The following is a 13,908-nucleotide window of genomic DNA, read 5'->3' on the forward strand; positions in this document are numbered from 1 at the left end:
AAAAGATATGAACAAAGCGCAAGACGACAGCACGCATTTTGGCTTCAAAACCGTTGCGAAAGAGCAAAAAGCAAACATGGTTGCCGGTGTGTTTCACTCAGTCGCGGGCAAATACGACCTGATGAACGACGTGATGTCGTTTGGCATTCACCGTTTGTGGAAACGCTATACCATTGACTGCAGCGGCGTGCGTCCTGGCCAAAAGGTCTTAGACTTAGCCGGGGGTACCGGTGACTTAGCTGCTAAGTTTGCGCGTATTGTTGGGCCGACAGGTGAAGTTGTTTTAGCAGATATTAACGATTCAATGCTGCGGGTCGGTCGCGACAAGCTGCGCGACATGGGAATTGTCGGCAATGTTAGCTATGTTCAGGCAGACGCGGAAAAACTCCCGTTTGAAGACAACACGTTTGACCTCATTACCATCGCTTTTGGTTTACGTAACGTTACCGACAAGGACGCTGCATTGCGTTCTATGTTGCGGGTATTAAAGCCTGGTGGCCGATTACTGGTTTTAGAGTTCTCCAAGCCGGAAGCAGAGATGCTCTCAAAGGCATATGACCTTTATTCATTCCACATCATGCCGCGTATGGGTGAGTTTATTGCCAAAGACAAAGACAGTTATCAATATCTAGCTGAGTCGATCCGCATGCATCCGGATCAAGAAACTCTGAAAGGCATGATGACCGAAGCTGGCTTTGAAAACGTTGAGTACCACAACTTAACCGGTGGTATTGTGGCCCTGCATCGTGGGTTCAAATTTTAATGACCGTGATGCAAGTTCTTCGGGCAAGTGCTGAGCGCACTTTGAACCTTGGGTTAGCCAATGACCCGGGAGCTGTGCAGCGACTGCAACCGTTGCGTGGTAAGTGCTTTCGTTTACAAGCGAAGGGCTTACCTGAACCGGTCACGATTCTCTTTCTGAGTGATCGGGTGCATTTAATGGGCCCAGACTATGAAGTAGTCGACTGCGCAGTCACCACGACCTTGAGTGACCTGCCGAAGTTAAGCGATACCAGCAATGTCACCAAGATGCTGCAAACTGGGCAAATCGAGATCGTCGGAGACCCAGTGCTGGCCCAGCAAGCCGCGCAGGTGTTTTTGCAGTTGAATGTCGACTGGGAAGAATTTGTCGCCAATCATTTGGGCGATGTGCCCGGTTATTTGGTCGGCCAGGCGATGACCAAAATCGCAGCCCTGCGGCCGCCGAAAGGGGCGCTTCAGGACCGTGTGCAAGCCTTCTTAACAGAGGAGCTGCGGGTTGCTGTGCACCCTTTAGAAAAAGCCATACTGGCCGATGATCTGCGTGACTTAGAACGCAAAATAAAACAACTTGAAGCGCGCATTGCAGCGCGTGAACAAGCATAGGAGCAGGCAGCAAGGTGCGTGGATTCCGCTTTTACAAGATACTCAGCACACTCATGCGCTACGGCTTAGACGACATGATCCCACGCCGTTGGTTGCCATGGTATGTGCGGGCGGTCCGCCGTTCAGCGTTTTGGTTGCGTAATCGCCATCGTGATAAGTCGGTCGGCGAACGCTTGCGTTTAGCCCTCGAAGAGCTTGGTCCGGTTTACGTCAAGTTAGGGCAGATGCTGTCGACGCGACAGGACCTGCTCGATGCCGACATGATCGTGCAACTGTCGATGTTGCAAGACCGCGTGCCACCATTCTCGGGTGAGCACGCCCAAACTATTATTGAAAAAGCGCTCGGTATTCAGAGTATTACTGACGTATTCGAAGAGTTTGACGTGCAGCCGCTGGCCTCAGCCTCTATCGCACAAGTGCATACAGCCGTTCTGAAAGAGCCTGCTGGTCGACAAGTGGTGGTAAAAGTTCTGCGTCCAGGCATCAATAAAACAATCGATGCCGACCTAGAATTGATGGAGGCGGTAGCGCGTTTAGCCGCTCGTTATTTACCCGATGGTCGTCGCCTAAAGCCGGTTGAAGTCATTAACGAGTATCGCAAAACTCTCTATAACGAGCTGAGTCTTGACCGTGAAGCGGCCAACGCAATTCAGTTACGGCGCAATTTCACCGACTCAGAATTACTTTATATTCCAGAAGTGTATAGCAGCTACACCCGCCCGAATGTCATGGTGATGGAACGGATTTATGGTATTCCAGTCAATGACGTTGAGCGACTGAAAGCCAACAACATCGACTTGAAAGTGTTGGCTGAACGCGGAGTTGAAGTCTTCTTTACGCAAGTATTTCGCGACAGCTTCTTCCATGCCGACATGCACCCCGGAAATATCTTTGTCGACCCAGACTCGGGGGCGAGTCCCCGCTATTTAGCCGTCGACTTCGGTATTGTGGGAACCTTAAATCGTGAAGACAAACGTTACCTTGCAGCTAACTTCATTGCCTTTTTCAATCGTGATTATCGCAAAGTAGCGGAATTACATATCGATTCTGGTTGGGTGCCGGACTCGGTCAATGTCGAAGAGTTCGAATCAGCGATTCGCACGGTTTGTGAGCCGATTTTCGAGAAGCCGTTGGCGGAAATCTCGTTTGCGCATGTGCTGCTGAACCTATTCAATACTGCTCGCCGCTTTGATATGGAAGTGCAGCCACAACTAGTGCTGTTACAAAAAACGCTGTTATATGTTGAAGGGCTTGGTCGCCAACTCTACCCGCAACTCGACTTGTGGAAAACAGCGAAGCCGTACCTCGAACGTTGGATGCAGGAGCAAATCGGTTGGCGAGCCTTATTGCGCAATGTCAAAGAACAGGCACCTTATTGGGCGGAAAAGCTGCCGGAAATGCCTGGCTTGTTGTACGATACATTGCAACAGATGCAAAAAGGTGGCCGCAAACAACGTGAGTGGGCGCAGCAATTTTTGCAACATCAACGCAAAACCGCAGTCAGTCGCTGGTGGAGCTTGCTTGCCGCAAGCCTTTCGGTATCGGCAGCGGCATTTATTATTACGGACCAGCAGCTTTGGTTAACCGTTCCAACCGCAACATTAGCAGCGGTGGGTTGGCTACAAGCCTGGTGGTCGCGACCTTAATCGGTTTATTTGAGGAGTTTAAGCATGGGTGGCATTGGCATTTGGCAAGTTCTCATGGTGCTGTTAATTATCGTCATTTTATTCGGCGGTAAACGATTACGTACGCTTGGTTCTGACCTTGGCACAGCGATTAAAGGCTTCAAGAAAGAAATGAATGAAGACGATAAGAAGGCCAATGGCGAGGTGATTGAGCATCAGCGTGAAGCCAAAGAAGACGAAAAAACGACTGAAAAACAGAAAGATAAGCAGTAAGTTTCGCTATGTTTGATATTGGCTTCTGGGAACTTCTCATGATCGCTGTCATTGGCCTCGTTGTGTTGGGGCCAGAGCGACTGCCGGGCGCAATTCGGTCAGTACAGCGCACGATTGCGAAAGTGCGGGCGTTCGGCAGCAAAATGGAAGCCGAGATTAATCATGAGCTGCGCGTCAAGGAGCTACATGAGCATCTCAAGCAAATTGAAGCGACGGATGATCTCGACAAGCTTTCCCCAGAACTCAAGCGCTCGTTGAAGGAACTTCAAGACGCTGCCGCGTCTGTGCAACACCCTTACGCCAAAGAGCAAGAGCAAGTCGAAGAGCAGAAGAGCAGTAAGGATAAAGGCGAATGAGTAGCCCAACCGGTTTACTAGACCACCTCGCAGATTTACGCGCGACATTGCTGCGTAGTGTCAGTGTCGTCCTAGTGATCTTCTTAAGCCTTATCTATTTTGCCCGTGACCTCTACCGCTGGTTGGCTGATCCCCTAATGGCGCACTTGCCAGAAGGGGCCAGTATGATTGCCACGGATGTCGGCGCGCCTTTTTTTGCACCGTTCAAGCTCACTTTAGTGGTTGCGATTCTGGTCGCCATCCCGTTTCTATTGCATCAAATCTGGCGCTTTATTGCGCCGGGTTTGTATCAGCATGAGAAGCGTCTCGTCGCACCGCTGCTCATTAGTAGCAGCTTACTTTTTTATGGCGGTATCGCCTTTGCCTACTATGTCGTATTGCCGTTAGCGTTTGGTTTCTTCACGACCATGGCACCAGAAGGCATTACCATTGCGACCGACATTTCCAGTTATCTAGACTTTGTGTTGAAAATCTTCTTTGCGTTTGGTATCGCTTTTGAAATTCCCGTCGCCATTCTTTTGTTGTGTTGGAGTGGGGTGGTAACGCCAGAACAATTACGCGCCAAGCGAGCTTATGTCATTGTCGGGGTTTTTATTGTCGGCATGCTGTTAACGCCGCCTGATGTTATTTCCCAAACCTTACTTGCGATACCCATGTGGTTACTGTATGAGTTAGGTATTGTGCTTTCGCGTTTTTATGTGCGCAAACCACCAGAAGAGGGAACAGAAGCATGAAATTCTTCCATTACACAGCGTTGAGTCTAACTGCTCTCGGCCTCACTGCACTGATGTCGACGTCTGCAGCGCAGGCACAAGGCCGACCAGCGGCAAATGATAACCAAAATCAGAGCCTCGCAAACCAACTGCGTGTCTGTGCGGCGATAACCGGCAGTACCGAGCGTTTGCAATGTTTCGATAGTCTTGCAGCGCGCCTTGAGGGTGACGACCAAACTCGCGGTGCAGCAGCAGCGAGCCGTGGCCAAGCGCGAGCGGCTGAGGCTCGCCTGCAAGGCATTCAGCAACGTGAAGCAGCCCATGCGGAACGTGATGCACGAGCCGCTGAGCGCGAAGTACGCGAAGAAGAGCGCGGCTCCACAGGTGCAGCACAACGTGATGAAGCACTGCGACAAGCTGAAGCTCGAGCGGCTGAAGCAGAAGCGCGAGCACGGGCTGCAGAAGCACGTGAGGCTCAACGTCGGGCGGAAGCCGAAGAGCGGCAACGTCGCGAACCACCGAGCGAAAAAACCTATTATGAAGTTGTTGATGTTTGGCAAAATCCGGCAGGCCTGCAACGCATGCGCATGGACAACGGACAAGTCTGGATGCAACTAAGCTCGGCTGATCGGGTGCAAATTCGTGAAGGACAGCGCTACTTTATCGAGCCTGGGCGTGTCGGCAATAGCTTCTTCATTGGCGCTGATGGCAGCAATCGCCGTATGCGTGTGCAGTTACAAAGATAGGCCCTGCGGTGAATTGGACGGACGTCGGCGTTAACCTTACCGCAAGCTCGTTATTGCCGCAGGCCGCTGACGTTCTTGCTGCCGCTTGTGCGGCAGATGTCCGTCGCTGCGTTTTAATTGGTACCTCACTTCAAACCAGCGTACAAGCGAGCGAACTAGCCAACGCATTCGCTGGCTGCATTAGTACCGCTGGCGTGCACCCGCACGATGCCGCTGAAGTTAGCCAGCAACATCCCGATTTTATTCGTCAACTTCATGCACTCGCGCAATTGCCGCAAGTGCGAGCTATTGGCGAGTGTGGCTTAGACTACAATCGCAACTACTCACCGCCTGACATTCAACGCAACGTCTTTGCGGCACAACTCGAGTTAGCCGTCGAGTTGCAACTGCCGGTGTACTTGCATGAGCGCGAGGCAATTGGTGACCAGCTTACCATTTTAGATCGGTATCTTGACCGTTTGCCGGCAGCGATCGCCCATTGTTTTACGGGCACAAGCTATGAACTTGCGGCCTATCAAGAGCGTGGGTTGTACATTGGGGTGACCGGCTGGGTTTGTGATGAAAGGCGTGGTGCCGAGTTACAAGCGGCAGTGCCGAACATAGCGCCGGATAAGCTGTTATTAGAAACCGATGCGCCCTATTTAATGCCGCGTAATATTCGTCCACGACCAAAAACACGCAACAACACGCCAGCTAATATTCCGTGGGTAGCAGAGCAGGTTGCCGCCCTGCGGCAGGTCTCTGTGGCGGAGCTTGCTTTGCAAACCACCGCTAATGCGCAGCGCCTATTCGGTGCATGGGAGGCTGCGGATGCGAGCTAAATTATTCGTTTTCCTTGCCTGTCTCGTACTCATGCCACTCATCTTGCATGCAGAAACCAGCGATCGCACCGTTGCGAGTGAACGTGAACTACAATTACCGGAACAGCCGCAAGTCAGTTATGTGGTGGATGAAAGTAGCCGATTAACCTTGAATTTGGTTCGACGTCTACCGAGTCACGAATGGCAAGCACTTGGCGATGGCCCAATCTCGTTTGGTTATGATACTCGGCCCTATTGGTTTCGCATTGATATTCCGGCAAGCACTGCGCCACGAGTGTTGCAGTTAGAATATCCATTATTGGATCAGGTCGATCTTTACCTCATTGATGAATATGGCGAACAAAGCCATGTGCGCATTGGCGATCGGCAAGCGTATGATCAACGCCCGATGAGCGGTGATGGCTTTGCCGTGCCGATAAACTCATTATCAGCGCAGACGCTCTGGATGCGGATTGAAACGAGTAGTTCGCTGCGCGCCCCCGTGCTTATTTGGGACGCGAATTCTTTCTTTGAGGCGCAAGTTGAACGGTACGCCGCCATTGGCCTGTATTTTGGCGTGTTGCTGTGCATGATCGTGTATAACCTGTTTGGCTATGTAGTTACCCGTGAGTCGAGCTTCTTTTCCTACTCGATGTATGTGATTTTCACCGGGCTGCTAATGGCCGCACTCAGTGGCTTTGGTTTTCAGTTTATTTGGCCGAATTGGCTTTGGTTGCAAGAACGCGCCATTGTTTTCTTCGGCGGTCTCGCTTTTGTGTTTGCGAGTTTCTTCATTACTCAGCTGTTCCAACTCCATCGACATAGTTTAGGTTGGCATCGAGGATTAGTGGCGCTTGGTATTGTCGCAGGATTCATCGCCATTGGCAGTACTTTATTACCGTATGCAGTGACCATTCGCTGGCTGTTACCTTTTGCGGTTTGTGCTTGCGCTTACGTCATTGCAATTGGGGTGGCCATGTGGGTTCGTGGCGTGCAGCATGCACAAATTTTCACCCTCGCTTGGTTCCTGTTTATGGTGTCAGTGATGTTTAACTCACTGGCTTATTTGGGTTTGCTCGACGGTCAATTTATCCAGCGTTATGCCATCATGATTGGTTCTGGTATCGAGGTGTTGCTGTTGTCTTGGGTGGTGACGTTGATGTATTCCTCGGAACGCTCGGAGAAACTTAAATTACAGGACGAAGCATTGAAAAATGCCCTCGCGGCACAAGAAGCTCAGCGTATCCTGAATGAAGAGCTTGAAGAACGAGTTCAGCTGCGCACTCATGAGTTGGAACTTGCGAGTGCCTCCTTGCAAAAAGCCAATGCCGAGCTCGAACGCAAAAGTAATGAAGATGGCTTAACCAAACTTTATAATCGACGTTATTTTGATACGCGCCTGCAGCAAGAATTTAATCGTGCTCGGCGTCAACAGTTGCCCTTGTCGCTGATATTAATCGATATCGATAATTTCAAAAGTTTTAATGATGAACATGGTCACCAAGTCGGTGACGAAGTATTAATTCGTTTTGGTGAGCGTTTGCAACAGGTCGCGACGCGCGCTGCAGATTTGGTCTGTCGTTATGGTGGTGAGGAATTTGCGGTTATTTTGCCTGACACCGCGTTAGCCGATGCAACCCTCGTTGCTGAGCGTTTCTGGCGAGCAATTGGTGAGCAAGCGTTTGCCTCTGACGCTGGTCAACTGGCAATTACTGCAAGTTTTGGTGTTGCTAGCATTCAGCCAGCTATGAATAATGCCAGCGAACTCGTCACTGCGGCAGACCAAGCCTTATACAAAGCCAAGCATAGCGGGCGCAACAAGATTATTTTAGCCCCAAGTTTATAGTGGAGTAATGCATATGTACCCATACGGTGGATTTCCAATTCGTCGTTTACGCCGTCTGCGCCGACATGACTATAGTCGCCGCCTCGTCGCCGAGAACACCCTAACTGCAGCGGACTTAATTTATCCGATGTTTGTTTTGCCGGGCGAAGGGCAGCGCGAAGCAGTGCCGTCAATGCCAGGCGTTGAACGGGTTTCTATTGATTTGTTAGTGGCTGAGGCGGAAGAACTCTACGCACTCGGGGTTCCGGTTATTGCGATTTTCCCAGTGACGCCGGCAAGTGCTAAGTCACTCATGGCAGAGGAAGCCTATAATCCAGACGGTCTGGCTCAGCGTGCCGTACGTGCGGTCAAAGCGGCTGTTCCGGGTATTGGTATTATGACCGATGTCGCGCTTGACCCGTTCACCAGTCACGGTCAAGACGGCATCTTGGATGACGAAGGTTATGTGTTAAACGACGTCACTACAGAGATTTTGAAGTTGCAGGCACTTTCCCATGCGGAAGCTGGCGCTGATATTATCGCTCCCTCCGATATGATGGACGGTCGCATTGGTGCGATTCGCGAGGCACTGGAAATGGGTGACTACCCCAATGTGCAGATTATGGCATATTCGGCCAAGTATGCGTCGCATTATTATGGACCGTTTCGTGATGCGGTCGGTTCTGCCGGCAACTTGAAAGGTGCGGATAAGAAGACCTATCAAATGGACCCTGCCAATAGTAACGAAGCGCTCCACGAAGTTGCTTTGGACTTAGAAGAAGGAGCGGACATGGTTATGGTGAAGCCCGGCATGCCTTATTTGGACGTGGTGCGGCAGGTGAAAGACACCTTTAAGGTACCGACGTTTGCCTATCAAGTGAGTGGCGAATATGCCATGCACATGGCAGCCATTGAAAAAGGTTGGCTTGGCGAAGCGACGATTATGGAGTCGTTGTTGGCGTTCAAGCGCGCTGGAGCCGATGGTATTTTGACTTATTTTGCTAAGCGCATTGCTAAGCAGCTTAAGCAAGCAACTTAAGCAGGCAACTTTAATCAGAGAGTTCATTCGAATGTCGCCAGGCCGCTAACAGCGACTTGGCGCTTTCAATTCTGACCAGCTAGCGTTGCCTGTTTACAGAATCGGTCAGCAAGGCTAGGCCACCAAATTGCTCCTGCCACGCCACTTCACTGTCGTACAAACTTTGTAAGTAGGGATTCGTCGCCATAAAATCTGGGGCAAATTGCAGCCGAATTTCATCACCTTCGATTTCAATGTGTGCTTCGGCAATCATCTCGTCATTACGGCGCTGACAAGCTAAAACAGCTAAGCGCAGCAAACGGCTTAGGCGAGCAAGAGATTGATAGTCAGGTAAGCTTTCCGGCTGTTCATCGTCGTCAATTATCCCTGACACTGAGCTAATCAAGGCTAACAAATACTCTCGCTGACGTTGTGTGAAACCGGGCAAATTACTATTGGCCAACAAGTAATGACCGTGGCTGCTGGCGTGCTGGTAGCTCAAGGCTAAGCCAATCTCGTGTAAATAACTCGCTGCTCGCAATAGGGCACCGACGTCTTCGCCAGAGATATCGCACCAACCGCTCGGGGTTTTGCTGTAATACTCTAATGCGACGCGTTTTACCCGTTGTGCTTGCTGCAGGTCAAGATGATAGGACTGAACCAGGCTCTCGAGTGTACGAAGTTGCACATCGGGGTGTTGCAGCTCTTCCAGCATGCTGTAAACCAAGCCTTCACGTAAAGCACCTTCAGTGGCTTCAACCGTGGTGATATGTAATGCGCGGAATAAGCCAATCAAAATACACAAACCGGAGACAAATGTCGGTTTGCGACTGTCTTTTAAGCCATGCACATTGAGTTTGTCGAAGTGCCCATGCTGAATAGTTTCTTGTAACAACTGCTCGAGCCAAACCAGCGTAAAACGTTCCGGTAACCGTCTTACCGTTGCAATCTCTTGCAGTGCTTTAAACGTACCAGATGCACCTAGAACCACGTCCCAGCCATGTTCCTGATACGCGGCAGCATGTTCGCTCACAATGTCTTCAACGGCGGCAATAGCTGCGTTACAGTTTTCACTGGTGACACTGCCGTCGGCGAAATAACGTGTGACCCAGGTCACGCAACCCATATCGAGACTGCGTAAGATAGTGGCAGTGAAGCCATGACCTAGTGCTAATTCTGTGCTTGCTCCGCCAATATCAATGGCTAACAAACGGCCGTGGTGTGCGGTCGTGTGGGCGATACCTTGATAGATGGTTGCTGCTTCTTCGGCACCAGAGATAATTCGTAACGGATGACCGAGTGTGCTGCGAACCTGCTCGAGAAATGGGTCGTTGGCTTGTAGTTTTCGCAACGTGGCCGTACCGACTGCGGTGATGTTCTCGGGTGCAATATCGCGAACGCGATCAGCAAAAATCGCCAAGCAGTCAAGCGCTCGTTGGCGTGCTTCGGCGGACAAACTGCCGTCATCTTGTAAGCCACTGGCCAGACGGACTTTACGTCGGATTTTGGAAACGACTTGAACGGAACCAGCGACCACACGCACAACCAGCATGTGGAAGCTGTTTGAGCCTAAATCGATGGCTGCATAATAATCTTTTGAACGCATCGGTTAGGCTCCTTTCCTTGGGAACTTATGAAGGCTTCCGTTGACGCGGGCCAGAATGGCGGCGATTGTGCTCGCGACCACTTTGTAACCGACGCTTTTGTGGAATATGCGGACGAGTTAAGTCTTGCAGTAAAGCATCTGGGTTATACTTGGTGACCGGGATTTCATGTTGAATATATTTTTCGATCGCCGGTAAGTTGTAAACGTATTCCTCACACGCAAAACTGACAGCCTTCCCAGATGCACCGGCGCGGCCAGTCCGGCCAATGCGGTGGACATAGTCTTCGCAGTCATCGGGCAAGTCAAAGTTATACACATGACTCACTGCCGGAATATGTAGGCCGCGAGCAGCAACATCGGTGGCAACGAGAATATCGATTTTACCTTGCGTAAAATCGTCTAAAATCTTTAACCGTTTGCGCTGCGGCACGTCACCGGTGAGCAAGCCGACGCGATGCTTGTCCGCTAACAGCCAATGATAGATTAAGCTACAGCCGTGTTTAGTGTTACTAAACACAATGGCTTTATCCGGCCAGTCTTCTTCGATAAGCGTCAGCAATAGCTTAATTTTATCCGGCTTGGACGGATAGAAGAGCTCTTCTTCAATTCGGGCACCAGTCATTTGCTCGGGTTCAATTTCAACGCTGGCAGGGTCATTCATTTGCTCATAAGCAAGTTCACGGACACGGAATGACAGGGTGGCTGAGAATAGTAAGTTCAAACGCTCTTCAGCGGGTGGCATTTTCCGCAACATGTAGCGGACATCATCAATAAAGCCGAGGTCGTACATACGGTCGGCTTCGTCGAGAACAACAACGTCGATATTATCGAGTTTATAAACGCCTTGTTTATAGTAATCGAGCAGTCGACCGCAGGTACCGATGAGTACGTCGACTCCCTCTTGGAGCTCGGCGCGCTGCGCTTCATACCCTTCACCGCCATACACCACGGCCATTTTTAAGCCACAGCTTTTGGCAATTGCCTGACCGTCATTAGCAATCTGCACCGCGAGTTCGCGGGTTGGTGCCATAACGAGTGCCCGAGGTTGGGTTTCATCCGGTTTTCGTTTCGGATGCGTCATTAAATGGTTGAATAATGCGACGAGAAAAGCGATAGTTTTCCCGGTGCCAGTCTGTGCTTGACCAGCCACGTCTTTGCCCTGCAACGCAATAGGCAGGCTCATGGCCTGGATTGGGGTACAGTACTCGAAGCCGATTTGATTTAACGCATCCAGCACTTTAGGATGCAAACCCAATGCGGCGAATTGGGTTTCTGTTAGATGTTTTTTACTCATAGGTTGCGAGTTTAACAGTTTAGACTTGTAATAAAAAACAGAATATAATGAGCCGCGTTAAAAATATATAGATACGCATGCAACCGATTGGAGATGCAACATGAGTGACAAGATTGTTCAGCTAAGCGACGAGAGCTTTGAAGCGGACGTACTAACGGCTGACCAGCCTGTATTGGTTGACTTCTGGGCCGAGTGGTGTGGTCCATGCAAAATGATCGCGCCAATCCTGGACGAGGTCGCAGAAGAATTTGCTGGTAAATTAAAAATCGGTAAATTAAATGTCGACCACAACAACCAAACACCTCCGAAGTACGGTATTCGCGGTATTCCTACCCTGCTACTGTTCAAAAACGGTGAAGTGGTTGGCACCAAGGTAGGTGCAATGTCAAAAACACAATTAGCAGAGTTCCTTAACGAACACGTCTAAGTGTGGGTCTGACACTGATAAGAGGGCGCTGCAAACTCAACTTCGCACCATCAGTGTGACCAACTAAGAATTGTCAGATGCCTCTGCGGTGAAACTTTCACCAGTATCGTTGAAGATATTGCGTAAAAAGCGAGCGCAGAGGCGTTTAAAAACTGGACGATTTTCAAATTTAGTGTTACTTTTACTTTCGCAGCACTTCTGAAGCCTTTCTTGCAATCTAACGCTCTACCAAGTTTTTAAGCAGTATTTCATGCAATGAATAGGCGCAATTCCCATGCGCTGCGTTCAGTGAACCACTCTCTCGCTGGAACGAAATCCGAAATTTAAAATTGATCGTTTTAAAAGATTGAGTCCGAGGTCTTAACGAAGAATCGAGTCAATTCGTCTTTCAACAATGGCGGCGCTTTTCTGAGGCGTTCGCGCAGGTAAAACCACGAATAACCTACCCACTATGAATCTAACCGAATTAAAAAATAAACCCGTAAATGATTTAGTCAACCTAGCCGCGGAAATGGGCTTGGAAAACATGGCACGGCTGCGCAAGCAGGACATTATCTTTGCTATTTTGAAAGCTCACTCTAAGAGCGGTGAAGATATCTTTGGCGACGGCGTGCTCGAAATTCTTCAGGATGGATTCGGTTTCTTGCGTTCTGCAGACTCTTCGTATCTTGCTGGCCCTGACGACATCTATGTTTCACCAAGTCAAATTCGCCGTTTCAACTTGCGCACCGGTGACACAGTCGCTGGTAAAATTCGCCCGCCAAAAGATGGTGAACGCTATTTTGCGCTGCTGAAAATCCGTGAAGTGAACTTCGATAAGCCGGAGAACTCACGGAACAAAATCTTGTTTGAAAACTTAACGCCGCTGCACGCCAACGAACGTTTGCGCATGGAGCGTGGTAACGGTTCAACCGAAGACATTACCGCTCGAATTCTCGACCTAGCTTCGCCAATTGGTAAAGGTCAGCGTGGTTTGATTGTTGCGCCACCGAAAGCCGGTAAAACCTTATTGCTGCAAAATATCGCGCAGTCAATTGCGGCGAATCACCCAGACTGTGAACTGATGGTATTGCTGATTGACGAGCGTCCGGAAGAAGTAACCGAAATGCACCGTTTGGTGAAAGGTGAAGTAGTCGCCTCAACCTTCGACGAGCCAGCAAGCCGTCACGTACAAGTTGCCGAGATGGTAATCGAAAAGGCCAAACGTTTGGTCGAGCACAAGAAAGACGTTGTCATTCTGCTCGACTCGATTACCCGTTTAGCGCGCGCCTACAACACCGTCATTCCAAGCTCAGGTAAGGTATTGACCGGTGGTGTCGATGCTAACGCACTGCATAAGCCAAAGCGCTTCTTTGGTGCAGCTCGGAATGTTGAAGAGGGTGGTTCTTTAACGATTATTGCAACCGCTTTGATCGATACGGGCTCAAAGATGGACGAGGTTATTTACGAAGAGTTTAAGGGAACCGGTAACATGGAACTCCACTTGAACCGGAAAATTGCCGAGAAGCGCGTCTTCCCTGCTATCGATTACAACCGTTCAGGTACCCGTCGTGAAGAGTTACTGACCACACCTGACGAGCTCCAGAAAATGTGGATTCTGCGCAAAATCATGCACCCGATGGGGGAAATTGAAGCGATGGAATTCCTCATTGATAAATTGGCGACAACCAAAACCAATGACGAGTTCTTCGACTCGATGAAGCGCTCTAAATAAGCTTAGTTTCGAGACGCAAAGAAATGAATTGAAACTCCCGGTCACGAGTCAGTGTCGGGAGTTTTTTTATGCAGTTGAAAAAGGAAGCGATAGAGGATTAGCATGTTAAAACTGATATACTGCACCCACTTACAGCAATATGGCAG

Annotated in this window: 14 protein-coding genes; 12 read left to right on the forward strand and 2 right to left on the reverse strand. The window is 50.0% G+C overall.

The window, feature by feature from the left end; translation table 11 throughout:
- Positions 1–7: 7 nt before the first annotated feature.
- The 10 genes from ubiE to hemB are packed head-to-tail and all read left to right on the forward strand — an operon-like array spanning position 8 to position 8,742.
- Complete coding sequence (gene ubiE / locus CWE06_RS06360; protein ID WP_126792305.1) at positions 8–763, forward strand: bifunctional demethylmenaquinone methyltransferase/2-methoxy-6-polyprenyl-1,4-benzoquinol methylase UbiE; 756 nt, start codon at positions 8–10, stop codon at positions 761–763.
- Positions 763–1,365 carry a ubiquinone biosynthesis accessory factor UbiJ gene (locus tag CWE06_RS06365; protein ID WP_126792307.1) on the forward strand — a complete coding sequence of 201 codons (603 nt, stop codon included), beginning with the start codon at positions 763–765 and terminating at the stop codon, positions 1,363–1,365. The genes ubiE and CWE06_RS06365 overlap by 1 nt, the downstream gene beginning before the upstream one ends.
- A gap of 14 nt (positions 1,366–1,379) precedes the next feature.
- Entirely contained in the window at positions 1,380–3,011 is a 1,632-nt protein-coding gene (gene ubiB, locus CWE06_RS06370; RefSeq protein WP_126792309.1) for a ubiquinone biosynthesis regulatory protein kinase UbiB, read from the forward strand.
- Between the two features lie 24 nt (positions 3,012–3,035).
- Positions 3,036–3,263, forward strand: coding sequence for a twin-arginine translocase TatA/TatE family subunit (gene tatA / locus CWE06_RS06375; protein ID WP_126792311.1), 228 nt, complete (start codon positions 3,036–3,038; stop codon positions 3,261–3,263).
- A gap of 8 nt (positions 3,264–3,271) precedes the next feature.
- Entirely contained in the window at positions 3,272–3,619 is a 348-nt protein-coding gene (tatB, locus tag CWE06_RS06380; protein WP_126792313.1) for a Sec-independent protein translocase protein TatB, read from the forward strand.
- Positions 3,616–4,353 (forward strand): twin-arginine translocase subunit TatC, encoded by a 738-nt coding sequence (tatC, locus tag CWE06_RS06385; protein WP_126792315.1) that lies wholly within the window; start codon positions 3,616–3,618, stop codon positions 4,351–4,353. The genes tatB and tatC overlap by 4 nt, the downstream gene beginning before the upstream one ends.
- On the forward strand, positions 4,350–5,078 hold the full coding sequence (locus CWE06_RS06390) for a hypothetical protein (RefSeq protein WP_126792317.1): 729 nt from the start codon (positions 4,350–4,352) through the stop codon (positions 5,076–5,078). The genes tatC and CWE06_RS06390 overlap by 4 nt, the downstream gene beginning before the upstream one ends.
- Positions 5,079–5,086: 8 nt before the next feature.
- Entirely contained in the window at positions 5,087–5,899 is an 813-nt protein-coding gene (locus CWE06_RS06395; protein ID WP_126792319.1) for a TatD family hydrolase, read from the forward strand.
- Positions 5,889–7,724, forward strand: coding sequence for a sensor domain-containing diguanylate cyclase (locus tag CWE06_RS06400; protein WP_198679057.1), 1,836 nt, complete (start codon positions 5,889–5,891; stop codon positions 7,722–7,724). The genes CWE06_RS06395 and CWE06_RS06400 overlap by 11 nt, the downstream gene beginning before the upstream one ends.
- 13 nt (positions 7,725–7,737) lie before the next feature.
- Positions 7,738–8,742 carry a porphobilinogen synthase gene (hemB, locus tag CWE06_RS06405; protein ID WP_198679058.1) on the forward strand — a complete coding sequence of 335 codons (1,005 nt, stop codon included), beginning with the start codon at positions 7,738–7,740 and terminating at the stop codon, positions 8,740–8,742.
- 79 nt (positions 8,743–8,821) lie between these two features.
- Here hemB and CWE06_RS06410 read toward each other — a convergent pair whose 3' ends face one another.
- On the reverse strand, positions 8,822–10,327 hold the full coding sequence (locus CWE06_RS06410) for a Ppx/GppA phosphatase family protein (protein ID WP_126792325.1): 1,506 nt from the start codon (positions 10,325–10,327) through the stop codon (positions 8,822–8,824).
- A gap of 25 nt (positions 10,328–10,352) precedes the next feature.
- Positions 10,353–11,621: an ATP-dependent RNA helicase RhlB gene (rhlB, locus tag CWE06_RS06415; protein WP_126792327.1), complete on the reverse strand. Its 1,269-nt coding sequence runs from the start codon at positions 11,619–11,621 to the stop codon at positions 10,353–10,355.
- 100 nt (positions 11,622–11,721) lie between these two features.
- On the opposite strand from rhlB, the gene trxA reads away from it, so the two are divergent.
- Together trxA and rho are read left to right on the forward strand one after the other, a co-directional pair.
- The gene (gene trxA, locus CWE06_RS06420; protein WP_126792329.1) at positions 11,722–12,048 is read left to right on the forward strand and encodes a thioredoxin TrxA; all 327 of its coding nucleotides are present in this window, start codon (positions 11,722–11,724) and stop codon (positions 12,046–12,048) included.
- 451 nt (positions 12,049–12,499) lie between these two features.
- Positions 12,500–13,762: a transcription termination factor Rho gene (gene rho / locus CWE06_RS06425; protein ID WP_126792331.1), complete on the forward strand. Its 1,263-nt coding sequence runs from the start codon at positions 12,500–12,502 to the stop codon at positions 13,760–13,762.
- Positions 13,763–13,908 lie beyond the last annotated feature (146 nt).

The sequence above is a fragment of the Aliidiomarina haloalkalitolerans genome, assembly GCF_003987315.1.
GTDB lineage: Bacteria > Pseudomonadota > Gammaproteobacteria > Enterobacterales > Alteromonadaceae > Aliidiomarina > Aliidiomarina haloalkalitolerans.